This window comes from Stenotrophomonas sp. P2112 (genome assembly GCF_041897515.1).
Taxonomy (GTDB): Bacteria; Pseudomonadota; Gammaproteobacteria; order Xanthomonadales; family Xanthomonadaceae; genus Stenotrophomonas; species Stenotrophomonas sepilia.
Map to the genome: position 1 here is coordinate 3,272,008 of NZ_CP169216.1, position 26,087 is coordinate 3,298,094.

Consider the following 26,087-nt stretch of genomic DNA (forward strand, 5'->3'; position numbering starts at 1 on the left):
CCCACCCCTCCGACCTCTGACAGATCTCTGTGGCGTCCACCCACGCAAGAGAAAAAAGAAGAGCAAGAGCAAAAGCAAAAGCAAAAGCGGCCCACCGGCCGCTTTTTTCATGCGCGCAGAACCCACGAGCGCAGCGATCCGCTGTTGCTGTTGATCTTCTTTTTCTTCTCCGTGGGCTGGCCGCCCACGGAAACTGTCAGGGGTGGGGCGGGTGGGCCGTGCAGGGGCGTTGGCGCCATGGATGGCGCCATCGAGCTTACATGGACGTACTTGCAGCGTCCCCTGCACGGCCCACCCGCCACACCCAACACATGACCCGCTTTACGCGACCACTCCACGAGGGGCTGCGCCGTTGGCTGGAAACTACGCTACCGCGCGAAACACCAACGCCAGGATCGCAGGCACCGCCTGGATCATGAAGATCCGGCGGCTCACGCTGTACGCCCCATAGCACCCCGCCACCACCACGCAGGCCAGCGAGAACGTCACCAGCACCGGCTGCCCGATCACCAGTCCCACCACGATGCCTGCTGCCAGGAAGCCGTTGTACAAGCCCTGGTTGGCCGCCAGCACGCGCGTGGTCGCCGCCTTCTCCGGCGTGTTGCGGAACGTCTTCAGACCCAGCGGGCGGGTCCACAGGAACATCTCCAGCGCCAGGAAATAGACGTGCAGCAGTGCGACCAGCAAGGTCAGGGCGAGTGCGATCCAGTACATGGGCGGTTCCTTGGACAGGGATGGGGCTCGGAGCCCGGGAAATCATCGGTCGCGCGGCAGTTTCTTTTCTTCGCGCAGTACACCGAACGCGGCTGCGGTCATGCACGCGGCCACCAGCATGCCGCCGATGAACACTACGTGCGAGCCGAACAATGACAGGCCCTTGTGCACCCAGGCAAAGCTCAGGTCCGCACCGCGGTAGACCACGGTGTCGATCGCTGCGCCGGCCTTGTAGCGCCACTGCCGGTCCACGCGCGTGTAGATTGTCTCGCGCGCCGGCTTGGCCAGTGCGAATTCGCTGGCCCGGGTCATCACCTGCACCACCGCGACCATCAGCGGCATCGGCGAGGCCGCCAGCACCGAAAAGCCGATCAGGATCGCGAAACCGGGAATCAGCAGTGCCGGCGCGATGCCGTGGCGCGACAGCAACCAACGGGTCAGGCCCAGCTGCATCAACAGCGCCAGCGCATTCACCGCCAGGTCGATGCGCGAGAAGAACGCGGTACTGGCCGCCGGGTCGGTGAAGGCCGCGCGCACGATGCTGGCCTGCTGGTTGTACAGCAGCGTGCCGACGCCCACCCCGAACACCACCATCACCGCCAGCCAGCGCAGCAGCGGCTCGCGCACGATCAATTTCAGGCCGTCCAGCACGCTGCCGCCCATCGGCTGCTCGCCGGACACCAGCTGCTGCTCGCGTTCGCGCAGCACCGCCCAGTGCCGCAGCCGCCAGATGCACAACAGGCACACGACCAGGAATCCCGCCGAGACCAGCATGAGGTTGGCGATGCCCACGCGCTGCACCAGCGCACTGGTGATCAACGGGCCGAGGAAGGCACCGACGGTGCCCGCCGCGCCAATGTATCCATAGAAGGCCCGGGCCTGCACATTGGAGAACACATCGGCCATGAAGCTCCAGAACACCGCCACCGCGAACAGGTTGAAGACGGTGATCCAGAAGAAGAAGGCCATGCCGCGGCCCGGCACGCCGCTATCGAACATCATGTAGAAGCCCAGCAGGGTCACGATGAAGAAGCCATACACCGCCGGCAGGAACACCCGTCGTGGGAAGCGGCTGACCAGCCAGCCGTACACCGGCTGCAGCACCAGCATGATCACGAACACGCAGGAGAACAGGAACTGCAGCACGAAGTCCTTCAACGCGACGCCGTGGTTGGCGAACCAGGCGATCAGCACGGGCGGGAACACCGTTTCCAGGTCTGCCGAGGCGGCCATGGCCTCACGCACCGGGCGCAGCACGTAGTAGCCGCTGAGCAGGCAGAAGAAGTACAGGAACGACCACCACAGCGCCGGCGACTCGCGCAGTGCCGCCGTCAGGCCCTGCAGCGGCCCCTTCCCCCGTACCGCACTCACGCGGTGTCCCTCGCCTGAAGACGGCGGTTGGACAGCGGCATGGCAGGCTCCGGGGCGATGAAACGCGTACGTTAGCCAATGCACCGCAACATCGCCAGCGCGACGCGCCTTCCTGCGGGCGGATCAGCCCCGCTGATCAGCCCGGGATGACACGTTCCGATACATGCTTCCAGCGCCTCAAATTCCAAATTTTTCAACGAGATGCGCATTCATCTTCGCTTTGTTTGTGCACAAGGGAAAAGCGGCGCTAGAATCGCCATCAGCAGTCGCGCACGGGTCCAACCGATGAAAAAGAACAGCCTGCGTCGCCCGATCCGTTCGGCGGCCACCGGTTTGCTGGGCATGCTGATGCCCGTTGCCTTGTCCACCACCGCGCAGACACCGCCGGCATTGCCGCCGATGCCGACCAACATCGAATCCGCTGCGGGTCCCACTGTCGCCCACACCCAGCCGGCGGCCTACCGCACCGGCCTGGTGCCGCGCGTGCAGGCCCCGGCGCCCGGCTTCAACGTCGCCAACATCGAATCGATGGCGCAGCAGCTCACCTATGGCGAACGCGTGCCGGGCATGGCCGTGGCGATCGTGCAGGGCGGCCGCATCCTCAGCGCGCGCGGCTATGGCGTTACCGACGTCAACAACCCGCTGCCGGTCGATGCCCACACCGTGTTCCGCCTGGCCTCGCTGTCCAAGGCCTTCGCCGGCACCATGGCCGGCCTGCTGGTCAACGACGGCACGCTGCGCTGGGACAGCAAGGTCACCGACTATGTGCCGGGCTTCCGCCTGAACTCGCCGGAAGCCACTGATCGCCTGACCGTGGCCGACGTGCTCAGCCATCGCGTCGGCCTGCCCTACAACGCCTACGACCGCGACATCGAAGGCAACGCCGAGTACTACGCGCTGACCCAGAAACTGGCCAACACCAGCCTGAAGTGCCTGCCGGGCGACTGCTATGCCTACCAGAACGTAGCCTTCAGCCTGATCGGCGATGTCGTCTACGCGGCCTCCGGCAGCTTCTACGAGCAGTCGGTCGAGCGCCGCATCTTCAAGCCGCTGGGCATGAACGATGCCAGCCTCGGCCTGGCCGGCATCCAGGCCAGCTCGCGCTGGGCGCGTCCGCATGTGCGCGGCCGCAACGGCTGGGTCTCGCTGACGCCGAAGCCGACCTACTACCGGGTCGCCCCGGCGGCCGGCGTCAATGCCAGCGCCAGCGACATGGCGCAGTGGCTGCTCGCCCACACCGGCCACCGCCCCGACGTGCTGCCGGCACCGCTGCTGGCCACCCTGCATTCGAGCCTGATCAGCACCCCCGGCGAGATGCGTTCTGGCTGGCGCCGCGAGCGCCTGCACTCGGCCGGCTACGCCCTGGGCTGGCGCACCTTCGACTACGCCGGCCACGACGTGGTGTTCCATGCCGGTGCCGTGCAGGGCTATCGCGGCCTGGTCGCGCTGGTGCCGGAACGCGATCTGGGCATCGCCATCATGTGGAATGGCGAAAGCAGCCTGCCCAGCGGCCTGCTGCCGACCGTGCTCGACTCCGCGCTCGGCCTGCCGGCGCAGCGCTGGCTGGACGTGGACACCGACTTCGGCAGCGACAACCTGATGGCCGAGGGCGCCAGCCCGGCCCAGCAGGACAAGCGCAAGGGCAAGGGCGCCTCGGGCAATCGTGCGGTGGCGTCGCCGCGCTGATAAGGCGGGCTCGATCGGGTGTGCGAAGGGCGGCCTGCGGGCCGCCCTTTTTGTTGTTGTGTAGGGCCGAGCCGAGCCGTGCTCGGCTGAGCGGAATCCTGGCGCAAGGTGGCCGAGCATGGGCTCGGCTCTACAGCTCCGCAGCATTAGTGCGCGAAGTAGTGCATGCCGCCGTCCACCGGAATCACCGCGCCTGTGATGTAGCCGGCCAGCGGCGAGGACAGGAACGCCACCAGTGGCGCCACTTCCTCGGGTTCACCGAAGCGTCCGATCGGGATGTTGCTGGCGATGAACGCACGTCGGCATTCCTCGGTGGGATGCAGGCGTTCCAGGATCTGCGCGCTGTTGATGCGCCCCGGTGCAATCGCATTCACCGTAATGCCCTGCCCGGCCACCTCCGACGACAGCCCCTTGCTCCACAGATGCAGCGCCGCCTTCGCCGCAGTGGCCGCGTTCACCGCACGCGGTTCCATCGAACCACTGAAATTGATCACCCGTCCCCATGCCTGCGCCTGCATGCCAGGCAACAGCGCCTGGGTCATCCGCCGCGCGGCGGAAAAGTTCAGGGCGATCGCTTCCTCCCAGACATCATCATCGGCATCGACGGTGGTCGGCCGGGAGCCACCTGCGGCGTTGACCAGGATGTCGACGCGTTGCAATGCCTCCCGGGATGCCTGCGCGATGTACCGGACGTCACCGGCCACGGTGACATCGCCGGCCACGATGACCGGTGCCGCGCCGCCTTCGGCTTCGATCCGCGCCGCAAGCGCCTGCAGCGGTGCCCGCTGCCGTGACGTGATGGCAATGCGCACGCCCTGGGCCGCCAGCTGCCTGGCGACGGCGGCACCGATGCCGCTGGCCGCGCCCGTCACCAAAGCGGTGCGGCCTGCAAGATTCAAGTCCATGGTGTTCTCCTGTCCGCATGGCCGGCCAATCCAGCCCTTGCACGACATGCTGTTTGATCACCCCTGATTGATAAACTCCGCGCAGGTTTCAGCATTCAACACCCGGGGTGTCAGATGAACCTGCTGGAAAGCATGCAGGTCTACGTGCTGATCGTGGACAAGGGCAGCCTCAGTGCTGCAGCTGCGGCGATGGACATCTCCGCGACGATGGCCGGCAAGCATCTGCGTGCATTGGAATCACGGCTGGGCATGCAGCTGTTGAGCCGAACCACCCGGCGCCAGCACACGACGCCGTTCGGCCAGGACTACTACACGCGCTGCCGGGAGATCCTGCGCCTGGTGGACGAAACCGATGCGCAGGCGCAGCACCAGCACCTGGCACCGGCGGGCACGCTGCGCATCAGTGCACCGGTGATCTTCGGTACGCATGCACTGGTACCGGCACTGGCCGAGTACATGGCGCGCCATCCGGATGTCCGGGTCGAAGCGACGCTGACCGATCGCGTAGTCGACCTCGCCGAAGAGGGCTTCGAAGCGGCGCTGCGGATCGGCACGCTGGCCGACAGCAGCGTGCTGGTGGCGCGAGCCCTGGCCCCTTATCGCCTGATGATGTGCGCCTCGCCGGCGTATCTGGCCAGGCATGGCACGCCAGACAGCGTGCATGCACTTGCCGGCCATCAATGCCTGTCGTTCGAACCGAGTGCACTTGCACAGTGGCTGCAGGACGACGCTGGCGAGCTCGACCACGTGCCCGACGGCCGGCTGCAGATCAACAATGGCGAAGCGCTGCGTTCGGCGGCGCTGCATGGCCTGGGCATCATCCTGCAGTCGACGCTGCTGCTGGCAGCCGATGTCGAGGCTGGGCGACTGGTGCAGCTGCTCCCAGGGCACGGCCAGGCCGGTCGGCCGATGCATGTGGTCTATGCGCACGATCGTTACCATTCCACCCGCCTGCGCAGCTTCCTCGACTTCCTGGTGGAACGATTCCCGCCGGCAATCGCCCAACCAGGCGACCGAAGCCGCCCATAAAAAAACCCCCTCCCCGCTGGGCAGCCAGGGAAGGGGGTTTCAGGATGCGGCTATCGGGAAGTACTTAGATCAGCGGCGCCGGGGTTGCCGGCAGAGCGACCGGAGCGGCCTTCTTCTTGCGGGCGGCCGGCTTGCGCTTGGCAACCTTCTTCGCTGCCTTCTTCGGGGCAGCCTTCTTGGTGGCCTTCTTCGCGGTCTTCTTTACTGCCTTCTTGGCGGTCTTCTTGACGGCCTTCTTGGCAGTCGCCTTCTTTGCGACCTTCTTGGCCGGCTTGCGGGCCGTAGCCTTCTTGGCAGTCTTCTTGGTGGCCTTCTTGGCCGCCTTCTTCGCGGTCTTCTTGACGGCCTTCTTGGCAGTGGACTTCTTGGCGACCTTCTTCGCCGCCTTCTTCACTGCCTTCTTCGCAGTGGTCTTCTTGGCGACCTTCTTCGCCGCCTTCTTCACTGCCTTCTTGGCAGTCGCCTTCTTCGCGACCTTCTTCACTGCCTTCTTGGCAGCGGCCTTCTTCGCGACCTTCTTCACCGCTTTCTTGGCGGCGGGCTTCTTCTTCGCAGCTTTCTTGGTTGCCATGGGATGGCTCCTCGTCAGTGATAGGGAGTTGAAACGCCCAGTTGGATCAAACCCGCGGATGCTGCGTGCGGGGGCCGCCGGCGCGTCAAGCGCGCCGTTACGGATGCGGCGATGCCCGCCTCGATCGGCGGAGCGGACATCGGAACGGAAGGTGCCTTGCATTTCTCCGGGGGAAGCGGGGCCGTGTCCACCGTCATCAGGGTCGCGGTGGTCTTGAAGGGGCTGCTTCGCATCGGACGATTGATTCTGCGCACTCGGTTGGGCAGGCAAGGTCTGCTGAGGCGAAACCTAATCACGGTTTTTTTTACTGTCAACAACCCCCGCGAAAAATTTTCACATCCGCGCCTTTCCGAGTGCCGTCGGCGCCACTGCTCTACGCGGCCCGCCATGGCGGTTGAAGCGTCGCGCAAGCGTGCTGCATGCACCGGCATCGATGCATACGTTGAACAAAAAGCACTTGAAATAAGCACTCCGCGCATCTAGACACAGACTCGCAACGGCATCGCGCGTGCGACGTCGATGGTCACCGGCGCCGCCACCAACGCCAGCACAACAGCGCCGCAACAGGGGGCGAAAAGTTTTCACATCCGAGTGCGTCGGCGCGGGGCTGAAACGCGGATTTGCGCAAAACTGCGCACGCCCATCGGCACCGTTCGCCTGTCGGCTGATGCCACGCCGAGGGTGCGCAGCGAACCCCGCGTCATGAGTCCGGTGCAGTCGCCAAAACAAAAACGGCCACCCGAAGGTGGCCGTTCCAGAATCCGGAAACGACGACTCAGTGGTCTTCGTTCTCCAGGGCTTCGGCGTACGCGTCCGGGTCCAGCAGCTCGTTGACCTCATCGGCGTTGGTCAGTTCGACCACGAACATCCAGCCTTCGCCGTAGGCATCTTCGTTGATGGTTTCCGGCTTGTCGGACAGGGCCGAGTTGACCTCGACGACCTTGCCGCTGATCGGGCTGTAGACGTCCGAGGCGGCCTTCACCGACTCGACGACGGCGATCTGCTCGCCAGCCTTGGCGTCGGCGCCGACTTCCGGCAGTTCGACGTAGACCAGGTCACCCAGCAGGCCCTGGGCGTGGTCGGAAATACCGACGGTGACGCGGCCATTGCCTTCGACACGGGCCCACTCATGGGACTTGAGGAACTTGAGGTCGCCGGGGATCTCGCTCATGGGACTGCTCCAGAGATATGCAGGGGTGGAAAAAACGGGGCTAGTGTAACCAACCGGCCGCCACTGCTGTCAGTGACGACCGGCACGTACGGATCAGGCGTCGGTGAGCACGCCGGGCTGCGCCTGGCCTTCCCGAACGAACGGGAACTTGACCACCCGCACCGGCACCTGACGGCCGCGGATGTCGACGGTGACCTCGCCGAGTTCACCGGCCGGCACGCGGGCGAAGGCGATGCCCTTGGCCAGCGTCGGCGAGAAGGTGCCGGACAGGATCTCGCCCTGGCCGCTGGCCGTGGTGACCGTCTGGCCGTGGCGCAGCACGCCCTTCTCGTCCATCACCAGACCGATCATCTGGCGCGCGGTGCCGGCGCTCTTCTGCGCCTCCAGCACGTCGCGGCCGATGAAGTCGCGGCCTTCGTCCAGCGACACGGTCCAGGCCAGCGCCGCTTCGTACGGGCTGATCTCTTCGTCCATGTCCTGGCCGTACAGGTTCATGCCAGCTTCCAGGCGCAGGGTGTCGCGCGCGCCAAGGCCGGCCGGCTTCACGCCCGCCGCCAGCAGGCGGTTCCAGAAGGCGACCACGGCGTCCTGCGGAAGCAGGATCTCGAAACCATCTTCACCGGTGTAGCCGGTGCGCGCGACGAACAGCTCGACGCCGTCATCGGACTGCACCTGCAGGGCGGCGAAGCGGCCCAGCTTGGTCAACGCTGCGCGGTCGGCTTCGCGGGCCAGGCCGATCACGATGTCGCGCGCCTGCGGGCCCTGCACGGCGAGGATGGCCAGGTCCGGGCGCTGCTCGACGGCGACGCCGAACGGCGCAGCCTGCTCGCGCAGCCAGGCCAGGTCCTTCTCGCGGGTAGAGGCATTGACCACCATGCGGAAGAAGTCGTCGCCCAGGTAGTAGACGATCAGGTCGTCGATGACGCCGCCGCGCGGATTCAGCATGCACGAGTACAGTGCCTTGCCGGTCACCTTCAGCTTGTCGACCGAGTTGGCCAGCAGGCGGCGCAGGAACGGCTTGACCTGGTCACCGCGCAGGTCGACCACCGTCATGTGGCTGACGTCGAACACGCCGGACTCACGGCGCACCAGATGGTGCTCGTCCAGCTGCGAGCCGTAGTGGATGGGCATGTCCCAACCCCCGAAATCGACCATCTTGGCGCCAAGGGCGCGGTGGGTATCGTTGAGCAGCGTCTTCTGGGTCATGACCGGGTCCGGCAGCAGAGGAAACAGGAAACCCCATTATCCCAGATCGGTCGCCCGCAGGCGTGCCGCAGCGCAGCGGTTCATGCAAGCGGAAGTGCAACCCGCCCCGCCCTTTCCTCTGCCGGCGAGGCAATGCCCGCAAGGCGCCGCAGCCGCCCGCTACAGGCGCACCCGCCCACGCAGGATGTCGAGGAACATCACCCAGTCACCCATGAACGAGTACAGCGGATGGCGGAACGTCGCCGGTCTGTTCTTCTCGAAGAAAAAATGGCCGACCCAGGCGAACCCGTAGCCGCAGAACAGGGCGCCAAGCAGGAACAGCGGCTGGCCGCGCAGCGAGGCAGTGGCGACCAGCAGCAGGACCCCGCAACTGCCGATGAAGTGCAGCCGCCGCGATACCGGGTGGCGGTGCTCGCTGAGATAGAACGGATAGAACTCGCGGAAGCTGGCGAAGCGGGACATGAGCAGGCTCCGGGGACCAGGGTCGCCCACATCATGCGCCTTCCGGAAGGCAGCGCTGCCCTTGTAGAGCCGAGCCATGCTCGGCTTGCGCGTGCCAGCGCGGCCGGAAGGAAGAGCAGCCGAGCATGGCTCGGCTCTACACTGATGAAGTGCGCGGCCCGAACATGATCACCGCCATGCCGGCCAAGCACAGCGCTGCGCCCAGCAGGTCCCAGCGGCTGGGACGAATGCCATCGACCAGCCACAGCCAGAACAGCGCGGTGCCGATGTAGACGCCACCGTAGGCGGCATAGACCCGTCCACTGGCCGTCGGGTGCAGGGTCAGCAGCCAGGCGAACACGGCCAGGCTGGCCGCCGCCGGCAGCAGCAGCCAGACGCTGCCTCCCTTGCGCAGCCACAACCATGGCAGGTAGCAGCCGACGATCTCGGCCAGCGCGGTCAGCAGGAACAGGCCGAGCGTTTTCACGCCTTCTCTGCTGCCTTGGCCTGATGCCACAGTGCTTCCTGCGCATCCAGGTCCAGTTCGGCCAACGCGTCACCCTGTGCGTCGGCCTGCGCTTCCATCGCGCGGAAGCGACGCTCGAACTTGTGGTTGGCACCACGCAGTGCAGCGCCCAGATCGATATCGGCATGACGCGCCAGGTTCGCGCAGACGAACAGCAGGTCGCCCAGTTCTTCCTGCAGGCGCGCCTTGTTGCCCGCGACATCGCCACGTTCGAACTCCTCGCGCAGCTCCTGCAGCTCCTCGGCGGCCTTGTCCAGCACCGGCAGCGGACCCGGCCAGTCGAATCCGACCTTGGCCGCGCGCGACTGCAGCTTCACCGCCCGCTGCCATTCCGGCAGGCCGCGCGAGATACCGGCCAGTGCGGAGGTGTCCTGCTCGCCCTTGGCGGCACGCTCGGCGCGCTTGATCGCCTCCCAGTTGCGCGTCACCCCGTCGGCATCGTCCACGCTGACATCGGCGAACACGTGCGGGTGGCGGCGCTGCATCTTGTCGCTGATCGCACGGGCGACCTCGGCGAAGGCAAACGCGCCCTGCTCCTCGGCCATGCGTGCGTGGAACACCACCTGCAGCAGCAGGTCGCCGAGCTCGTCGCAGAGATCGTCCAGGTCACCCCGGTCGATCGCATCGGCGACTTCGTAGGCTTCCTCGATGGTGTAGGGGGCGATGGTCGCGAAGTTCTGCTCCAGATCCCACGGGCAGCCGCCCTGCGGGTCACGCAGCCGCGCCATGATCGCCAGCAGGCGCTCCAGTTCGCTGCTTGCGGCGCTGCCGGTGGTGGGGGTGTCGTGCGCGCTCATGGGGCCTCCAGGATCAGTCGGACAACCAGTCGCGCCATGGCAGGCTGGTATCACCAAGGGCAATGAAATCGCCGTTCAACAGTGTCTCGCGGCGGTTGTAGCGGAACGGCTTGCCGGTCGCCGCCGACAGCACCGCGCCGCCGGCGGCATGCAGCACGCACTGGCCGGCGGCGGTATCCCATTCGGAGGTCGGGCCCAGCCGCGGATAGACATCCAGGCCGCCTTCGGCGATCCGGCAGAATTTCAGTGACGAGCCCTGTGCGATGGTCTCGATGCGGCCCATGCGCGCCAGCAGCGCCTCGGTTTCCGGCGAGCGGTGCGAGCGGCTGGCGGCAACGCGCAGCGGAGCCGTGGCCGGCGTGCGGGTGCGCAGCACGGTGTCATGCAGGCCCTGCCGCCGATAGGCCAGCTCGCCGCGCATGGCATGCCAGACGATGCCGGTGACCGGCGCCAGCACCACACCAAAGGCCGGCGCGCCCTGGTAGATCAAGGCGATGTTGACGCTGAATTCGCCGTTGCGCTTGACGAACTCGCGGGTACCGTCGAGCGGATCCACCAGCCAGTAAGCGCCCCAATGGCGGCGCTGCTCCCAGCCCACCTGCGCCGATTCCTCGGACAGGATCGGCAGGTCCGGTGTCAGCTGCCGCAGGCCCAGCTCAATGACCTGGTTGGCCGCCAGGTCGGCCGCGGTGACCGGGCTGTTGTCGTCCTTGATCTGGACCTCGAATCCATCGGCATACACCTGCATGATGGCTTGGCCGGCCTGCTGGGCGATGGCGATGGCGGTCTCGCGCAGGTCCGTGGTCAGTTTGATCATCGCGTTCCCTGCAGCCACTGGCGGGCAATGAACAGCGCCGCCAGCGAGCGTCCCTCGGAGAAGTCCTCGCGCAACATCAGCTGGTCCAGTTCGGCCAGCTTCCACGGCACCACTTCCAGTTCTTCCGGCTCGTCGCCGGCCAGCTTTTCCGGGTACAGGTCGCGCGCCACCACCAGCCACGACTGGTGGCTCATGTAGGTCGGGGCAAGGGTCATTGCGCGCAGCACGTCGACCCGGCGCGCACCGTAACCGGCTTCTTCCTTCAGCTCGCGGTCGGCGGCCTGCTCGGGGGTTTCGCCGGCGTCGATCCGGCCCTTGACCAGGCCCAGTTCGTAGCGGTGCATGCCGGCGGCGTATTCACGCACCAGCAGCACGGTCTCATCGTCGAGCATCGGCACCACCACCACCGCGCCGTGGCCACGGCTGACCAGGCGCTCGAACCGGCGACGTTCACCGTTGGAGAATTCCAGGTCCAGATGCTGGCGCTGGAAGGGGCCGTTCTCCTCATCGGTGATCCGATGGATGATCGGCAAGCGACGGCCGGCACGGTCATCGTTCATGCGGAATCTCCGCGGCGGCCGGCGCCAGCGCCGGGGCCGATAGAATGTGCAGGCAGCAACATGTTCATGAGCCCGAAATGCTAGCAGACCCAACCCCCTCCCCGCTGGCCCAGCACTGGCGGCAACGCGACCTGCAGGTGCTGTGGCACCCGTGCACGCAGATGCGTGAGCATCCGGACACCCTGCCACTGGTGCCGATCGCCCGCGGTGAAGGCGCATGGCTGATCGACCACGACGGCCACCGCTACCTGGACGCCGTCAGCAGCTGGTGGACCAACCTGTTCGGCCATGCCGAGCCGCGCATCGGCGGCGCCATCGCGGCGCAGGCCGGGCAGCTGGAACAGGTGATGCTGGCGGGCTTCGGCCACGAACCGGCGATCACCCTGGCCGAGCGCCTGCTGGCGCTGGCGCCACGCCAGCCCGGCCGCGCGCCGTTGGCCAAAGTGTTCTACGCCGACAACGGCTCGGCCGGCGTGGAAGTGGCGCTGAAGATGGCCTTCCAGTATTTCCAGAACCGCGGCGAGCCACGGCGCACGCGCTTCATCGCGCTGGAAAACGGCTACCACGGCGAGACCCTGGGTGCGCTGGCGCTGGGCGATATTCCGCTGTATCGCCGCGTCTATGCACCGCTGCTGGCCGAAGGCCTGTTCGCGCCATCGCCCGATGCCTACCTGGCCGAACCGGGCCAGAGCGCGGCAGATCGCGCACGGCAGGCTGCCGACGGCTTGGCCACGCTGTTCGACCAGCATCCGGGCGAGATCTGCGCGGTGATCCTGGAACCGCGCCTGCAGTGTGCCGGCGGCATGCGCATGCATGACCCGGTCTATCTGCAGCGCGTGCGCGAACTGTGCGATGCCCATGGCGCGTTCATGATCGCCGACGAGATCGCCACCGGATTCGGCCGCACCGGCACCCTGTTCGCCTGCGAGCAGGCAGGGGTGATGCCGGACCTGATGTGCCTTTCCAAGGGCCTGACCGGCGGCTTCCTGCCGCTGGCCGCCGTGCTGTCCACGCAGGCGCTGTACGACGCCTTCCTCGACGACTCGCGCGAGCGCGCCTTCCTGCATTCGCACAGCTACACCGGCAATCCGCTGGCCTGCGCGGCAGCACTGGCGACGCTGGACATCTTCCGCGACGACGATGTGATCGCCCGCAACCGGGGCATCGCGTCGGTGATGGGCACGCTGGCGGCGCCATTTTCCGACCATCCGCACGTGGCCGACGTGCGCCAGGCCGGCATGGTGGTGGCGTTCGAGCTGTCGCGCGACGGCAACAGGCGCACGCCTTTCGATCCGGGCCTGCGGCTGGGCCTGCACGCTTACAAGGCCGCCCTCAAGCGCGGCGTGGTGCTGCGCCCGCTGGGCGACGTGCTGTACTGGATGCCACCCTATTGCGTGGATGACGAACAACTGGAGCTGCTGGCACACACCACGCTGGCGGCCATCGACGAGGCGATTGCATGCGCGTGACCCGCTGCCCCATCGACCTGGCGCTGCACAGCGGCCAGACCGTGACCCTGCCGGAAGAGACGGCCAACCACCTGGTGCGGGTGATGCGCCTGCGCGAGGGCGATACGTGCGTGCTGTTCAACGGCGATGGCAACGACTACAGCGCGACACTGACCGTGGCCGGCAAGCGCGAGGTACAGGTCCGCATCGATGCTGTGCAGGCCATCGACAATGAATCACCGCTGGCGATCACCCTGCTGCAGGGCATCGCCCGTGGCGAGAAGATGGACCTGATCCTGCAGAAGGCCACCGAACTGGGCGTGGCGGCGATCATTCCGGTCAACGCCGAGCGCACCGAGGTGAAGCTCGATCCAGCACGGGCCGAGAAGCGCGTGGCGCACTGGAACAACGTGGTGACGTCGGCCTGCGGCCAGTCCGGGCGTGCGCGCATCCCGCAGGTGGGTTCGCCGCTGTCGCTGGCGCAGGCTGCGGCGGTACTGCCGGCCGATACGCTGCGGCTGACCCTGGACCCGCGGGGCGCACATCGCCTGTCGACGCTGACGGCCGCTCCGGCAGGGGGCCTCGTGCTTGCGATCGGCCCGGAAGGAGGCTGGTCCCCGCGCGACCGCGACCAGCTGGCAGCGGCCGGGTTCCAGGGACTGCAGCTGGGCCCGCGGATCCTGCGCACGGAAACGGCCGGACTGGCCGCGATCGCGGCGTTGCAGGCGCGGTTGGGCGACCTGGGATAAGACAGGTTCGTGGTAGTGCCGGCCGCTGGCCGGCATCCACGGGATCATGAGGTTGCCGGCCAGCGGCCGGCACTACCGGTCTGGTGGATCAGGCGGCGAGCGAATCCAGCGCCGCTTCCAACGCGTCCAGGTTCGGCAGCAGCGCACTCTGCTCACCCAGCAGCACGCGCATGTGCACGGTCTGCGGCAGGGTTTCTTCGGAGGCGTCGGCCAGCAGGCCGTCGCGCGGCACCGAGATCAGCTGCGGGAAGTTCTGCGTCAGCAGCGCGTAGTACGGGCGCTGCACGTTGCCGCTGAGGGACTTCAGCACCACCACCTTGTTGTGGCCGGCCACCGTCTCTTCGCCGAGCCCCGAAAGGCGTGCGAACGACACCAGCGGCACCTGCCAGCCGTGCCAGCCGATCTCGCCGACCAGCCAGCGCGGCGCATCGGAGACCGGCTGCACCGGCACGCGCGACATCATTTCGGCCACGGTGGCATTGGGCAGCAGCACGCGCTCGTTGCCGGCCTGGATCAGGACGCCGCGGATTTCGTCATTGCTGGCGTAGCTCATGGTGCGTCTCCGTTGTCGTCCTGCTCACCCCAGCGCGCGGCAATCGCCTGCGCCAGTTCCTGCGGTTCACCGGCCACCATGCCGGCAGCCACCACGGCGGTGGCCGCCGCCGGGTCATAGCAGCCCTCGCCCACCTGCCCGGCCACCCACGCACCGGCGGCCGCCAGGTCCAGCGCCGGGCCTACGTGGGCCAGGTCGGCACCGCTGAGCAGCACCAGCGCGGTGTGTTCGGCCGGCAGCGAAGCGAGCGAAATACCGTTGGCATCGCTCTGGAAATGCAGGCCATCGCTGGCCGCGCGCACGCCGATATCATCGGCCAGCACGTGCACCTCGCCCGGCACCGCGTGCTGGCCGGCCTCGGCCAGCTGCACCGGCAACGGCGAAACGCGGGACATCTGCTTGACCAGGTTGCCGTAGCGGCCACCATCCAGACGCATGTGCACCAGGACCGGCACACTCAACGACGCGGGCAGTGCGCCGAGCAGGCGACGCAACGCATCCGGGCCACCGATGCCGGCCAGCACCAGCAGCGATGCGGCACGCGCACCGGCCGGGGCGACGGCATCCAGATCGACCAGGCTCAAATGATCGGTATCGAACGAGGGCTGCGGCGCGACGACCGGCGCCACGGCTTCTGCCGATACGGGTGCTTCGATCGATTCTTCCACCAGCGACCAGGCGGTGTGATCGAAGGAGACCGGCGGTGTCGCAGGCGTCGCCGGTTCGGCCAGTGCCTGCGGCGCCGAAGGCGGATCCAGAGGCTCGGGCACGACCGGCTGCAGCGCCGCCAGGGCCTGCTCCAGCGCGATCGGTTCGTGCAGGTCTGCCGGTGGCGAATACAGGCCGTCGGCCGGAACGTCATCGGCCCAGCTCAGCGCCTGTTCCAGGTGCGGGCGCAGGGCTTCTTCCTGCGGCGCCGGCGCGGGCGCCGGATGGCCAGGCTCCAGCTGCAGGCTGGGCTCTTCTTCGGCGCCCGGCGGCAACACCTGCTGGTGGCCGTGCAGCTTGGCGGCCAGGTGGCGCCCCCAGCGTTGCGCCTCCCAGCCGTCGCGGCGGGCGGCCAGCTCAGCCTCATCGAACACCAGGGTCAGCCCCGGTGCCGAGAGCACGGATTCCAACCGTTCCAGTGCGTCCTCGATGGCAGCTTCCAGCGCGATCACCACGAACTGCGGGGCCGCGGCCTGCAGGACCTGCGGCTCCAGGCCGTTCGGATCATCTTCCAGGACCAGCTGTACATCGGCATGCGCCAGCGCCTCGCGCAGGCGTTCACGCGCCGTACCGGGGCGGGCCAGCAGGGCGACGGCCGGGGCCGGATGGGTTTCACTCACGGACACGGGCGATCCCCAGCAGGTCGTACACGTTACGCATCAGGTCCAGTTCCTGGTACGGCTTGCCCAGATAACGCTGGACACCGATCTCGAAGGCACGCTGGCGGTGCTTGTCGCCGCTGCGCGAGGTGATCATCACGATCGGCACATCCCTGTAGCGCGGATCGGCACGCATCACAGTGGCCAGCTCGTAGCCGTCCATGCGCGGCATCTCGATGTCCAGCAACATCAGGTCCGGCACGCGCTCTTCCAACCGCTCCAGTGCTTCCACGCCATCGCGGGCGACACTGACTTCGAAGTTGTGGCGTTCGAGGATGCGACCGGTCACCTTGCGCATGGTCAGCGAGTCATCGACCACCATCACCAGCGGCACCTGGCGTTCGTCGCGCGGCGCATTGGCCAGCACCGGTGCCGTCGGATTGGCCAGGAAGCGGCGCACCAGCGGCGCGACGTCCAGGATCACCACCACGCGGCCATCGCCGGTGATGGTGGCACCGTAGATGCCCGGTACCGATGCGATCTGCAGGCCCACCGGCTTGACCACGATTTCGCGGTTGCCCAGCACCTGATCGATCGCCACGGCTGCACGCAGGTCGCCGGCGCGGACCAGCAACAGCGGCACCTGGTCCTGGCCATCGGCACGCGCCGGGGCCTGCCCGACCAGGCTGCCGAGGTCATACAACGGATAGTCTTCGCCGCTGTAGCGGTAGCTGCTGTCGGCGGCCTCGAAACGTTCGCGCGACAGGCGGCCGATACCGCTGACCGAGGCCACCGGCACGGCGAAGGTGGTCTCGCCGATCTGCACGAACACCGCCTGGGTGACGGCCAGCGTCTGCGGCAGGCGCAGGGTGAAGCGCACGCCCTGGCCGCGCACCGACTGGATATCGACCGAACCGCCCAGCTGGCGCACTTCGTTGCGCACCACGTCCATGCCCACGCCACGGCCGGCCAGCTGGCTGACCTGGTCAGCGGTGGTGAAACCAGAGGCGAAGATCAGGTTGTCCAGTTCCTGCTCGTTCGGCTGGGCATCGGCAGCCAGCAGGCCACGGTCGATGGCGCGGCGGCGGATCGCCTCGCGGTCCAGGCCGGCGCCGTCGTCGGCCACTTCCAGCACGATTTCCGAGCCTTCGCGGTGCAGGCGGATGGCGATCTCGCCCTCCTCCGGCTTGCCGGCGGCGCGGCGCTGTTCCGGCGCTTCCAGGCCATGCGCCACGGAGTTGCGCAGCATGTGTTCCAGCGGCGCGACCATGCGATCGAGAACATTGCGGTCCAGTTCCCCGTGGGTACCTTCCAGGGTCAGGTGGACCTGCTTGCCGGTATCCATGCCGGACTGGCGGACCACGCGGCGCAGGCGCGGCACCAGGCCATCGAACGGCACCATGCGCGCGCGCATCAGGCCGTCCTGCAGCTCGGAGCTGACGCGCGACTGTTGTTGCAGCAGCGAATCGTACTGGCGCGACAGATCGTCCAGTACCCCTTGCAGGCCGCCAAGGTCGGCCGCCGATTCGTTCAGCGCACGGCTGAGCTGCTGCAGCGTGGAGAAGCGGTCCAGCTCCAGCGGATCGAACTTCTGGTCTGCCTGGTCCTGCTCACGCTGGTAGCGGGCGACGATCTGCGCTTCGGTTTCCAGGTCGAGCCGGCGCAGCTGGTCGCGCAGTCGCGCATTGGTGCGCTCCAGCTCGCCCATCGCACCACGGAACGCGCCGAGCTGCTGCTCGAGGCGCGAGCGGTAGATCGCCACTTCACCGGCATGGTTGACCAGGCGGTCGAGCAGATCCGCGCGCACGCGCACCTGTTCCTGCTGCGGGCGTGCCAGCGGATCTTCATCGACCACGCCTTCGGCCGGCAGCGGTGCCGACAGTGGCGCATCAAGCAGTGCCGGTGCCGATGCCGGACTGGCAACCGGTGCCGAAGTGGCTTCTGCGACGCTCGCCACGTTGGCTGCGGCTGCGGCTGCAGCAGCCGCCGCAGCGATATCGGTGGTGGTACGCACTTCGAACGCGTCGACCAGGTCCTGCGCCGGTTCCACCACGCGGTGGTCGCCGGTGCGGGTGAGCAGCTGGTGCAGCCGATCAAATCCGCGCTCCAGCAACTGCACATCGCGGCGTTCGATCTCGGTGCGACCAGCGGCGACGGCTTCCAGCAACGATTCGATGCTGTGGCCAAGATCGCCGATGGCGTTGATGCCGGCCATGCGTGCGCCACCCTTCAGGGTATGCAGGTCACGCTGCAGGCCGGCCAGCACCTCGCGGTCCTGCGGCGCATCGCGCAGCTCGCTGATCAGGCCATCACAGTGGTCGAGCAGGTCCTTGCCTTCCTCGACGAAGATGTCGACCAGCTCGCGATCGTAGACGCTGAAGTCGAGCGTATCGGCGCTGTCTTCCGGCACCGGGATGTCAAGGACGTCGGGTGCCACGGTTTCAACCACGTCGGCGTCAGGCGCTCCAACGGCCGGGGCATCCGATACGGCATCGGCATCGGCAGCTTCGGCGTGGACTTCCACCTGGCCCGGTGCGTCTTCCAGTTCGAAGAACCGCACCGGTTCGGCGGTGGCCGGCGTCGCGGCCTCCGCGATCTCCTCATTCACCGTCGCCGGGGACGGCTGATCGGCGCTCTCTCCTTCACCGATCGCCGCCTCCCCGCCGACGTCCGCATCCTCGGCAAAGGCTTCCGCCTCGCCCGGCGCGAGTTCGCTGGCCTGCAGGCCGAGCACGGACCTTTGCCCGTCGTCGGCCAGGGGCTGCTCTTCGTCGATCACGTGCAGGCCGGCCTCGAGCGCGGCGTCCAGCGAGACCGGTTCTGCAAACCCCGGCGCAGCCATTTCATCCTGCAGGCTCGACAGCTCGCTGTCGAGTGGCAGTGCAGCAGGCGTCTCGAATGCCTCAGCGTCCGCGACGTGCACGTGATCGAACGAGGACGCATTCAGGTCAGATGCGACGGCTTCGACAGCATCCGGAATCTCTTCGGCATCGCGGTCGTCGACCGGCAGCGCACTGGCATCCAGGTACGGCGACAGATCGTCCACGACGGTCAAACCGGCATCGTCGGCCAACAGCGGCGCGCATTCGGCCTCCGCCTGGACACCGTCTACCTCAACGCCCGGAACGTCGTCGGCCACCTGGATCGATTCGACCACCGGTAGCGACGCCGCTCCCTCACCTGGTACCGACGGCCATCCGGCATCGAAGTAGCGCGAAAGATCGTCGCTGGCGGTCAGCTCACCGACCTCCAGCCCGCCCTCGCCCTCGATCGCGGCATCCTCGACCGGGGTTTCGGCGACATCGGCAACTGCCTGTGGTTCCTGCTCCGCCGCGACGGACGAAAGCGGGACCGCATCGGTTTCAGGCGCGACGGCTGCCGGGGCGTCCGCATCCCATTCCGCCGTCGGTTCGTCATCCAGCGCCAGCTCAGCTTCGTCGTCCTCCAGGCCCACCATCGGCCAGCGCGCTTCCGGCAACTCGCTGGCCAGCGCCTGCAGGCGCTGTGCCAGTACCTGTTGCGGTGCGATACGCGGCTGTTCGGCCTGCAGCGCTTCCATGGTGGCGGTGATCGCCTGCGCGGTCGCATCCAGCGCGGCCACGCCCTCATCACCCGGCACCACTTCGGCGGCCAGTGCACGCTTGATGTAGGACTCGGCACCGCCGGTTACAGCCGTGATCTCGGGCACTTCGGTCATCGCGAAGGCGCCGTTCATGGTGTGCACTGCACGCAGGAGTGCGTCGCTGACCGGCTGCGGTGCCTGCTGCGCCGAACGCAGCCAGTCCTGCAGGGTGGCCTGATGGACTTCCACCTCGGCCTCGAGAATCTCGCGCAGCACGCTGTCGATGTTGGCCGGCGTGCCGGTGGCTTCGGCCTTCTCGGCGGTATCGGCCAGCGCCGAAGCGGCAACCTCGGCGTCGAGAATGCGGATGATCTCGTCTTCGCCCTCGACTTCGGCCACCGGTGCAACCGATGCAGTGGCCCCAGCCAGGGGTACGTAGTAGGTCTCCTCGCCTGCACCGACACGATCGGCGATGGCCTGCATGGCCTGCAGGTCGACGCTGATGCGGTGGCCATGGCGCAGCGCCGCGTTCAGCTGCGGCAGCGCCGCATGCGCGTTGTCGACCATCGCCAGCACGGCGGGAGATGCGGCGCGGCTGCCATCCAGCACGCGGTTGAGCATGCCTTCGATCTTCCACGCGAACTCACCCAGGGTGCGTGCGCCGACCAGGCGGCCACTGCCCTTGAGGGTATGGAAGATGCGGCGGATCGGGCGCAGCCGGTCCATGTTGTCCGGCTGCATGCGCCATGCCGGCAGCAGCGTGCCGAGATTGGCCAGCTCATCGTCGAACTCTTCCAGGAACACCTCGCGGATGTCCTCGTCGATGTTCTCGGCATCGTCGTCGAACCCGGCGTCGAAGCCCGCATTGGTGTCGGCGTCGGTCCCGGCAACGGCCGAATCCACCGCCTCCGGCGCTGCCGCAGCGGCCATCGCCTGTGGATTGAAGCCGGCAGCGGCCGCACTCAACTCGGCGAAGAACTGGGCGTCGGCCTCGCTGAAATCGATCGGCGCGATGGTGTCGATATCGATCACCGACACGGCCGGAGCGGACGTATCCGCCGCAGGAGCCGCCGCATCGATCAACGGCGACGTGATCGACGGTACCGGCAGGTCATCCGGGGCCTCATCCACCCCGGCCAGCGGCGGAACGACGGCATCGACGATCTCCAGCGACGGATGCAACGCGGCGTCATCGTCCAGCGACAGCGTTTCCATCGCATGCAGCGACAGCACGTCGTCAGCGTTGTCCAGCGCGTCGGCATCGAAGCGGAACACCACGTCGTCGGCCACGGCAGCCGCATCCTGTTCGGCCGCCACCGGGTCGAACACCGGTGCAGCATCGAAAGCGGTCGCGGAGGAATCCACCGCGTCCTTCCTCTCATCGATCACAGGCGCTGCGCTTTCCTCAAGCATCTGCGGCGCCCCGGACAGCGACCACTGCGGCGCACCGGAGTGATCACCCTCGGCCAGCTCGAAGCTGACCGGATCGAAACTGGCGAAGGTCGGGCTGCGCTCGTCATCGGCAGGCACGATGGCGTCGGCCTCCGGATGGAACGGCGCCAGCTCCCACTGCGGGACATCCGGCGCAGGTGCGCTGGACGCCGCGAAGACCAGCGATGCGTCCGCATCGTCGTGCGTCGGCAACGGCGGAGCACCGGTATCAGCCGTGCTGGCGGCCACGGCTGCCACGGTGCCCAGCGCGCCGAACATCAGGCGGTTGTCGGACACCATCGGCGCCGGCGAGGCCGGCGGCGGATCGAAGGTGAAGTCCGGCAGTGGCACCGGCACGTCGCCGGCAGCGGGCGCCGCAGGCTGCACCGGAACCTCGATGCGCTCCGGCTGCAGGGGCTCGGCCTGCAACGCAACCGGCTCACGTTCGACCGGCAGCAGTGCCGGCGCGTCCGGCGCAACGGCATTGTGCTCCGGCAGCGGCCAGTAGCGCAGTGCCTCGAGGCTGCTGCGGGTGATTTCGAGGATGTCCTCTCGGCCCGGGCGGCGGTCGCGCAGGGCTTCCAGGTAGTACTCCAGGCTGGCCATGGCATCGGCCAGGGTGTCCAGTTGGCGGCCGCTGGGCACGCGCTGGCGGCCGATCAGTTCGGCCTCGATGTACTGCTGCACGCCGCGCAGGTAATCGGCGGCGGTACCCAGGTCGAGCATGCGCAGCGCGCCGGACACATCGCCCAGCAGGCGTGGCACATCCTGCAGCTCGGCATGGTTCCAGCTGGTTTCGATGAAGGCGACGAAATGCTCGCGGGCAGCGGCGAAGTTGGCGATGGCTTCATGCGCCAGCACCTCCACCGTTCGCCGGTTCTCGACCGCGCTCGGGTCGTCCTCGCCACTGCCGCCGGCGCCCAGATGGGCAACCTGGTCGTCCAGCGAGGCATCGACGTACAGCAGTGCACCGGCAATATCCAGCAGCAGGTTCTCGTCGATCTGCTGGCGACCTTCGACCACGCCGCGCAGCGCATCGCGCTGCTGCACGACCACGCCGCGGGCCACGCCCAGGCCCATCATGCCCAGCGTATCGGCCACGGCGCCGAGCTCGTTGGCCTGGGTCTGCAGCTGTTCCGGCGCACCACCTGTGCGCAGGTGCAGGTCAAGCGCATCCTTGATGCGCAGCAGTTCTTCCTTCACCGCGCTGCCGACCGTGTCGAGCAGCTCGCGATTACGCCCGCTCAGGCTGCCACGGGCATGGTCCAGCTCGGCCTCGGTGGCGGTGACGCTGTCCGGCGCAAAGGCCAGCAGCACACTGTCAGTGACGCCTTCTTCGCCGCGCGACGCACGGATCTCGTTGAGCAGCGGCATCAGCACGATCGGAATGTCGCGATGGCCGTTCTGCAGGCGTTCCAGATAGTCGGGCAGCAGCACGCTGCCACGCATCAGGGTTGCGCAGGCTTCATCACGGTCGGCCACGCGGCCGGCGCCGATGGCGTTGGCCAGCTGCTCCAGCTCTTCGGCCACCATCGCCGGGGCATACAGCTCGACCATGCGCAGGGTGCCCTGCACCTGGTGCAGGTAGCCGGCGCAGATGCGCATGCGGCTGGCATCGGTCGGGTCTTCGGCGTAGTACTCGACCTCGTTGCGCACCTGGCGCAGGGTCTCGTCCAGCTCGGGCTTGACCCAGCCCAGCGCTGCGTGGCTCATCGCATCGCGCAGACTGCTCATGGACGCGCTCCGTTCGCCGCCGCGCGGTGGCCGCGCGAGTTCTGGCGTGGGGAATGGAAATGCTTCATCGACTGGTTCCTTGCTCGCCGCCCTGCCCGTGTCACGCCGGCAGCTTGAAGTCGGCGACCGAACGGCGCAGGTCCGCCGCCAGCTGCGCGAGGTGGCCGATCGACTCGGCGGTCTGTCCGGCACCCTGCGAGGTCTGCCCGGTGATCTGCCGGATCACGCCCATGGTGCGTGTGATGTCCGAGGCGGCAGCCGACTGCTGCTGGGCGGCGATGGAGATGTTCTTGATGAGGGTGTTCAGCGCGTTTGACACGCGTTCGATCTCGGTCAGCGCGGTACCGGCGTCCTCGGCCAGGCGCGCACCAGACACCACTTCGGCCGTGGTCTGCTCCATCGAGGTGACCGCTTCATTGGTGTCGGCCTGAATGGCCTGGACCAGGTTTTCGATGCGTCGGGTCGCACCCGAGGTGCGTTCTGCCAGGCGCTGCACTTCGTCGGCCACGACCGCGAAACCGCGGCCCGCTTCACCGGCCGACGCGGCCTGCACCGCCGCGTTCAACGCCAGGATGTTGGTCTGCTCGGAAATGTCGTTGATCAGTTCCACGATCGAGCCGATTTCCTGCGACGACTCGCCCAGGCGCTTGATGCGCTTGGAGGTTTCCTGGATCTGGTCACGGATCTGGTCCATGCCCTGGATGGTCTCGCGCACCACGCCGGCACCCTCGGCGGCGATCACCACCGAACGCTGTGCCACGTCGGCCGACTCGGCCGAGTTGCGCGACACCTGCTCGATGCTCGCCGCGATCTCCCCGATGCGGTCCGAAGCCGAGGTGATCTGGTTGGCCTGGTGCCCCGCGGCCTCTGCCAGCTGCATGGCGGTGGCCTGGGTTTCCTGGGTGGACATCGCGACCTTGGCCGAGGTGTCGTTGATGGTGGTCACCAGGTGGCGCAGCTCGTCCACCGCGTAGTTGATCGCGTCGGCGATCGCGCCGGTCATGTCCTCGGTCACCGAGGCCTTCACCGTCAGGTCGCCCTCGCCGAGCGAGGAGATTTCGTCCAGCAGCCGCATGATCGCCTGCTGGTTGCGGCTGTTGAATTCCACCTGGGTCTGGTAGCGCAGTTCCTGCTCGCGCGAGCGGCTGCGCACGTTGGTGGAGACGAAGCCGATGATCGCGATCAGCGACAGCGCACCGGACACCACGCCGATCCAGAAGTTCGGGAACAGGCGGGTGTCGGATACCGAGCCGAACGAGGAGAACGCGTCGAACAACTTGCGGCTGTCATCCAGCATGTGGGCCGAACCCTGGCCCAGCGCGGTGGCAGCGGATTGCGCCGCAAACAGCTGGCGCGAGCTGGCCAGGATCGCGTCGGCGTCCTGCTTCATCGCTTCCCACTTCTGCTGCGACTGTTCCAGCGCGGCCACGGCGGCGGCACCGCGCACGGCGGTGATGCCCAGTTCCTCGTTGCCGTTGCGCAGGCCGTCGAGCACCTGCGAGAACACGGTGATGTCACGTGCCAGCGCATCGCCGGAGGTCGCCGCGGCGCTGCCACCGGCACGCATTTCGGTCACGCGGCGGGCCATCGAACCGGCCACCACGACCTGCTGCAGCGCGCTGTACACCTGCGACGAGGGCGCGCCGGAAGCGGACATCGCACGCACCAGCTCGTTCAGCTGGGCCTGCAGGCCCGGCACTGCGCCGGTGAAGTTGTTCGCGTTGCCGGCCAGCGCCAGCACGGCCGGTTCGCTGGCCACCAGCTGCCCGGCCTGCTTGCCCAGCGGCGCCCAGGTCTCGCCGAGGGTGGCGATGGCACCGGCTACGCCCGGCTCCTTGCCGTAGCGTCCCTGCAGGGTCGACACGTTCTGCTCGATCGCGTTGCGGGTGGCCTTGAAGGCGGTGAAGGCCTGGGCGTTGCCGCCGACCGCGTCACGTCCCTGGTTGGCCAGCTGCTGCGACAGCACCTGCAGGTCGGCGGCCTTGGAGCCGGCGTCGGCAAGGCGGCTGCCCTGCCAGGTGGCGACGCCGGTGTTGACGCCGAACAGGATCATCGATGCCAGCAGCAGGAACAGCCAGAGGTTGCTGCCGCCCAGCCGCAGCTTGCCGGTCTTGGTGGCGTCCGAAGCAGTACTCATCGTTCAACCTCGATCTTCAATGCAGGGGGCGATGCCCGGCCTCAGGCCGCGGCTTGCCGGAATTCAGGGGTGCGCGACAGCAGCGAGAGCGAGAACACGCCCCAGTCATGGCCGTCGGCATGGAAAGCACGATCGACGAAATGCCCGTAGCGGCCATCGGCCAACGTGCCCGCTTCGATCTGCTGGTCCAGCTCGAAGCTGCGCTGGCCGAACAGTTCATCGATGGTCAGTGCGACGTCGCCGCCGGCCTGGCGCATGATCAGCACGCGCTGGCCTTCCTGCTGCACGGTGCGCGTGCCTTCCAGGAAGTACTTCAGGTCGACCACCGGGAACAGGTTGCCGCGCAGGTTGCCCACGCCCAGCAGCCAGGGCTGCGCACAGGGCACCGGGGTCACCGGCGGCATCGGTACGATTTCCACCACTTCGCGGAAATCGGACACCAGCCGGCGCTGGCCGACGCGGAAACCCACGCCACGCCACAGGTCCTGGGCAAACTGCTTCCCGGGCAGCTGCACCGCATGGGCCAGGCTGCGCCGTTCATAGGCTTCAAGGATGTCGAAGGGCGAGCGCATCAGGCCACCAGTTCGTTGATCCGCGCGATCAGTTCATCCTCGCGCGGCGGCTTGACGATGTAATCGGCGGCGCCCTGGCGCAGGCCCCAGGCCTTGTCGGTTTCCATCGCCTTGGTGCTGACGATGATCACCGGGATGTGCTTGATCGCCGCATCACGGGCCATCGCACGGGTCGCCTGGAAGCCACTCATGCCGGGCAGGACCACGTCCATCAGCACCAGCTGCGGCACCTGGTCGCGGACCAGCTGCAGGCCATCCTCGGCGTTGTCCGCTTCCAGCACTTCGTGGCCGGCACGGCGCAGCCACTGGGTGAACACCGCGCGGTCGGTCGGTGAATCCTCGATCAGAACGATACGAGCCATTGTGCCTTTCCCCCCTGGTCAGGCGTTGACGTATGTGCGGATGGCACCCAGCAGTTCTTCACGCGTAAAAGGCTTCGTCAGGTACTGCTCCGAGCCGACGATGCGTCCCCGCGCCTTGTCGAACAGGCCATCCTTGGACGACAGCATGATGACCGGGGTCGCCTTGAACAGCTGGTTGCCCTTGATCAGCGCGCAGGTCTGGTACCCGTCCAGGCGCGGCATCATGATGTCGACGAAGATGATCTGCGGTTGCTGGTCTGCGATCTTGGCAAGCGCTTCGAAGCCGTCGGTGGCGGTGACCACCTCGCAGCCTTCGCGCTTGAGCAGCGTTTCCGCAGTCCTGCGGATGGTCTTCGAATCATCGATGACCATCACCCGGAGTCCTGCGAGTTCCCCGCCCGCAGTCGTGTTTTCAGTCATTGCCTATCCCCAAGCGCA

23 protein-coding genes are annotated in these 26,087 nt (G+C 67.4%); 5 read left to right on the forward strand and 18 right to left on the reverse strand.

Annotated features, from left to right (window positions below; all coding sequences use genetic code 11):
- Positions 1 to 363 precede the first annotated feature (363 nt).
- Complete coding sequence (locus ACEPA4_RS15185) at positions 364 to 714, reverse strand: DUF1304 domain-containing protein (RefSeq protein WP_005418419.1); 351 nt, start codon at positions 712 to 714, stop codon at positions 364 to 366.
- A gap of 42 nt (positions 715 to 756) precedes the next feature.
- Entirely contained in the window at positions 757 to 2,085 is a 1,329-nt protein-coding gene (locus ACEPA4_RS15190; RefSeq protein ID WP_005418421.1) for an NTP/NDP exchange transporter, read from the reverse strand.
- 285 nt (positions 2,086 to 2,370) lie between these two features.
- Here ACEPA4_RS15190 and ACEPA4_RS15195 point away from each other — a divergent pair, with 285 nt between their 5' ends.
- Positions 2,371 to 3,771, forward strand: coding sequence for a serine hydrolase (locus tag ACEPA4_RS15195; RefSeq protein ID WP_065185425.1), 1,401 nt, complete (start codon positions 2,371 to 2,373; stop codon positions 3,769 to 3,771).
- Positions 3,772 to 3,917: 146 nt separating this feature from the next.
- Here the strand turns inward: ACEPA4_RS15195 and ACEPA4_RS15200 are convergent, their stop codons facing one another.
- Complete coding sequence (locus ACEPA4_RS15200; RefSeq protein WP_139727519.1) at positions 3,918 to 4,676, reverse strand: SDR family NAD(P)-dependent oxidoreductase; 759 nt, start codon at positions 4,674 to 4,676, stop codon at positions 3,918 to 3,920.
- A gap of 114 nt (positions 4,677 to 4,790) precedes the next feature.
- Here ACEPA4_RS15200 and ACEPA4_RS15205 point away from each other — a divergent pair, with 114 nt between their 5' ends.
- Positions 4,791 to 5,705: a LysR family transcriptional regulator gene (locus ACEPA4_RS15205; RefSeq protein ID WP_005418424.1), complete on the forward strand. Its 915-nt coding sequence runs from the start codon at positions 4,791 to 4,793 to the stop codon at positions 5,703 to 5,705.
- A 64-nt stretch (positions 5,706 to 5,769) separates the two neighbouring features.
- Here the strand turns inward: ACEPA4_RS15205 and ACEPA4_RS15210 are convergent, their stop codons facing one another.
- Positions 5,770 to 6,276, reverse strand: coding sequence for a hypothetical protein (locus tag ACEPA4_RS15210; RefSeq protein WP_032954412.1), 507 nt, complete (start codon positions 6,274 to 6,276; stop codon positions 5,770 to 5,772).
- A 111-nt stretch (positions 6,277 to 6,387) separates the two neighbouring features.
- On the opposite strand from ACEPA4_RS15210, the gene ACEPA4_RS15215 reads away from it, so the two are divergent.
- Positions 6,388 to 6,759, forward strand: coding sequence for a hypothetical protein (locus ACEPA4_RS15215; protein WP_139727521.1), 372 nt, complete (start codon positions 6,388 to 6,390; stop codon positions 6,757 to 6,759).
- Between the two features lie 292 nt (positions 6,760 to 7,051).
- Here the strand turns inward: ACEPA4_RS15215 and gcvH are convergent, their stop codons facing one another.
- From gcvH to nudE, 7 genes are all read right to left on the reverse strand, one after another.
- Positions 7,052 to 7,447: a glycine cleavage system protein GcvH gene (gcvH, locus tag ACEPA4_RS15220; protein ID WP_005418426.1), complete on the reverse strand. Its 396-nt coding sequence runs from the start codon at positions 7,445 to 7,447 to the stop codon at positions 7,052 to 7,054.
- Positions 7,448 to 7,540: 93 nt separating this feature from the next.
- On the reverse strand, positions 7,541 to 8,653 hold the full coding sequence (gene gcvT, locus ACEPA4_RS15225; protein ID WP_005418427.1) for a glycine cleavage system aminomethyltransferase GcvT: 1,113 nt from the start codon (positions 8,651 to 8,653) through the stop codon (positions 7,541 to 7,543).
- 159 nt (positions 8,654 to 8,812) lie between these two features.
- Positions 8,813 to 9,115 carry a DUF962 domain-containing protein gene (locus tag ACEPA4_RS15230; protein WP_065178192.1) on the reverse strand — a complete coding sequence of 101 codons (303 nt, stop codon included), beginning with the start codon at positions 9,113 to 9,115 and terminating at the stop codon, positions 8,813 to 8,815.
- Positions 9,116 to 9,251: 136 nt separating this feature from the next.
- Positions 9,252 to 9,581 (reverse strand): YnfA family protein, encoded by a 330-nt coding sequence (locus ACEPA4_RS15235; protein ID WP_053499515.1) that lies wholly within the window; start codon positions 9,579 to 9,581, stop codon positions 9,252 to 9,254.
- Positions 9,578 to 10,417, reverse strand: a complete 840-nt coding sequence (mazG, locus tag ACEPA4_RS15240) for a nucleoside triphosphate pyrophosphohydrolase (protein WP_065185423.1) — start codon at positions 10,415 to 10,417, stop codon at positions 9,578 to 9,580. Before mazG ends, ACEPA4_RS15235 begins: the two co-directional genes overlap by 4 nt.
- A gap of 13 nt (positions 10,418 to 10,430) precedes the next feature.
- On the reverse strand, positions 10,431 to 11,234 hold the full coding sequence (gene cysQ, locus ACEPA4_RS15245; RefSeq protein WP_053499520.1) for a 3'(2'),5'-bisphosphate nucleotidase CysQ: 804 nt from the start codon (positions 11,232 to 11,234) through the stop codon (positions 10,431 to 10,433).
- Positions 11,231 to 11,794 (reverse strand): ADP compounds hydrolase NudE, encoded by a 564-nt coding sequence (gene nudE / locus ACEPA4_RS15250; RefSeq protein ID WP_005418435.1) that lies wholly within the window; start codon positions 11,792 to 11,794, stop codon positions 11,231 to 11,233. The genes cysQ and nudE overlap by 4 nt, the downstream gene beginning before the upstream one ends.
- 77 nt (positions 11,795 to 11,871) lie before the next feature.
- Here nudE and bioA point away from each other — a divergent pair, with 77 nt between their 5' ends.
- A complete protein-coding gene (bioA, locus tag ACEPA4_RS15255; protein ID WP_065185422.1) occupies positions 11,872 to 13,263 on the forward strand; it encodes an adenosylmethionine--8-amino-7-oxononanoate transaminase in 1,392 nt (463 codons plus the stop codon).
- Positions 13,254 to 13,991, forward strand: a complete 738-nt coding sequence (locus ACEPA4_RS15260) for a 16S rRNA (uracil(1498)-N(3))-methyltransferase (RefSeq protein WP_065178188.1) — start codon at positions 13,254 to 13,256, stop codon at positions 13,989 to 13,991. Before bioA ends, ACEPA4_RS15260 begins: the two co-directional genes overlap by 10 nt.
- Before the next feature lie 88 nt (positions 13,992 to 14,079).
- On the opposite strand, the gene ACEPA4_RS15265 is transcribed toward ACEPA4_RS15260, so the two are convergent.
- From ACEPA4_RS15265 to pilG, 7 genes are all read right to left on the reverse strand, one after another.
- On the reverse strand, positions 14,080 to 14,544 hold the full coding sequence (locus ACEPA4_RS15265; RefSeq protein ID WP_065178187.1) for a chemotaxis protein CheW: 465 nt from the start codon (positions 14,542 to 14,544) through the stop codon (positions 14,080 to 14,082).
- On the reverse strand, positions 14,541 to 15,878 hold the full coding sequence (locus ACEPA4_RS15270; protein WP_095379270.1) for a chemotaxis protein CheB: 1,338 nt from the start codon (positions 15,876 to 15,878) through the stop codon (positions 14,541 to 14,543). Before ACEPA4_RS15270 ends, ACEPA4_RS15265 begins: the two co-directional genes overlap by 4 nt.
- A complete protein-coding gene (locus ACEPA4_RS15275) occupies positions 15,865 to 22,578 on the reverse strand; it encodes an Hpt domain-containing protein (protein WP_262090292.1) in 6,714 nt (2,237 codons plus the stop codon). The genes ACEPA4_RS15270 and ACEPA4_RS15275 overlap by 14 nt, the downstream gene beginning before the upstream one ends.
- Positions 22,579 to 22,678: 100 nt before the next feature.
- Positions 22,679 to 24,715: a methyl-accepting chemotaxis protein gene (locus ACEPA4_RS15280; RefSeq protein WP_049415562.1), complete on the reverse strand. Its 2,037-nt coding sequence runs from the start codon at positions 24,713 to 24,715 to the stop codon at positions 22,679 to 22,681.
- A gap of 41 nt (positions 24,716 to 24,756) precedes the next feature.
- Positions 24,757 to 25,287 (reverse strand): chemotaxis protein CheW, encoded by a 531-nt coding sequence (locus tag ACEPA4_RS15285; RefSeq protein ID WP_065178184.1) that lies wholly within the window; start codon positions 25,285 to 25,287, stop codon positions 24,757 to 24,759.
- The gene (locus tag ACEPA4_RS15290) at positions 25,287 to 25,649 is read right to left on the reverse strand and encodes a PleD family two-component system response regulator (protein ID WP_005410717.1); all 363 of its coding nucleotides are present in this window, start codon (positions 25,647 to 25,649) and stop codon (positions 25,287 to 25,289) included. Before ACEPA4_RS15290 ends, ACEPA4_RS15285 begins: the two co-directional genes overlap by 1 nt.
- A gap of 18 nt (positions 25,650 to 25,667) precedes the next feature.
- Complete coding sequence (gene pilG, locus ACEPA4_RS15295) at positions 25,668 to 26,069, reverse strand: twitching motility response regulator PilG (protein ID WP_005418455.1); 402 nt, start codon at positions 26,067 to 26,069, stop codon at positions 25,668 to 25,670.
- Positions 26,070 to 26,087 lie beyond the last annotated feature (18 nt).

Excerpts from the sequence above, each read along its gene's own strand:
- ACEPA4_RS15185 (WP_005418419.1), bottom strand. The coding sequence starts at position 714 with ATGTACTGGATCGCACTCGCCCTGACCTTGCTGGTCGCACTGCTGCAC.
- ACEPA4_RS15195 (WP_065185425.1), top strand. The coding sequence starts at position 2,371 with ATGAAAAAGAACAGCCTGCGTCGCCCGATCCGTTCGGCGGCCACCGGT.
- ACEPA4_RS15200 (WP_139727519.1), bottom strand. The coding sequence starts at position 4,676 with ATGGACTTGAATCTTGCAGGCCGCACCGCTTTGGTGACGGGCGCGGCC.
- ACEPA4_RS15205 (WP_005418424.1), top strand. The coding sequence starts at position 4,791 with ATGAACCTGCTGGAAAGCATGCAGGTCTACGTGCTGATCGTGGACAAG.
- ACEPA4_RS15210 (WP_032954412.1), bottom strand. The coding sequence starts at position 6,276 with ATGGCAACCAAGAAAGCTGCGAAGAAGAAGCCCGCCGCCAAGAAAGCG.
- ACEPA4_RS15215 (WP_139727521.1), top strand. The coding sequence starts at position 6,388 with ATGCCCGCCTCGATCGGCGGAGCGGACATCGGAACGGAAGGTGCCTTG.
- gcvH (WP_005418426.1), bottom strand. The coding sequence starts at position 7,447 with ATGAGCGAGATCCCCGGCGACCTCAAGTTCCTCAAGTCCCATGAGTGG.
- gcvT (WP_005418427.1), bottom strand. The coding sequence starts at position 8,653 with ATGACCCAGAAGACGCTGCTCAACGATACCCACCGCGCCCTTGGCGCC.
- ACEPA4_RS15230 (WP_065178192.1), bottom strand. The coding sequence starts at position 9,115 with ATGTCCCGCTTCGCCAGCTTCCGCGAGTTCTATCCGTTCTATCTCAGC.
- mazG (WP_065185423.1), bottom strand. The coding sequence starts at position 10,417 with ATGAGCGCGCACGACACCCCCACCACCGGCAGCGCCGCAAGCAGCGAA.
- cysQ (WP_053499520.1), bottom strand. The coding sequence starts at position 11,234 with ATGATCAAACTGACCACGGACCTGCGCGAGACCGCCATCGCCATCGCC.
- nudE (WP_005418435.1), bottom strand. The coding sequence starts at position 11,794 with ATGAACGATGACCGTGCCGGCCGTCGCTTGCCGATCATCCATCGGATC.
- bioA (WP_065185422.1), top strand. The coding sequence starts at position 11,872 with ATGCTAGCAGACCCAACCCCCTCCCCGCTGGCCCAGCACTGGCGGCAA.
- ACEPA4_RS15260 (WP_065178188.1), top strand. The coding sequence starts at position 13,254 with ATGCGCGTGACCCGCTGCCCCATCGACCTGGCGCTGCACAGCGGCCAG.
- ACEPA4_RS15265 (WP_065178187.1), bottom strand. The coding sequence starts at position 14,544 with ATGAGCTACGCCAGCAATGACGAAATCCGCGGCGTCCTGATCCAGGCC.
- ACEPA4_RS15275 (WP_262090292.1), bottom strand. The coding sequence starts at position 22,578 with ATGAGCAGTCTGCGCGATGCGATGAGCCACGCAGCGCTGGGCTGGGTC.
- ACEPA4_RS15280 (WP_049415562.1), bottom strand. The coding sequence starts at position 24,715 with ATGAGTACTGCTTCGGACGCCACCAAGACCGGCAAGCTGCGGCTGGGC.
- ACEPA4_RS15285 (WP_065178184.1), bottom strand. The coding sequence starts at position 25,287 with ATGCGCTCGCCCTTCGACATCCTTGAAGCCTATGAACGGCGCAGCCTG.
- ACEPA4_RS15290 (WP_005410717.1), bottom strand. The coding sequence starts at position 25,649 with ATGGCTCGTATCGTTCTGATCGAGGATTCACCGACCGACCGCGCGGTG.
- pilG (WP_005418455.1), bottom strand. The coding sequence starts at position 26,069 with ATGACTGAAAACACGACTGCGGGCGGGGAACTCGCAGGACTCCGGGTG.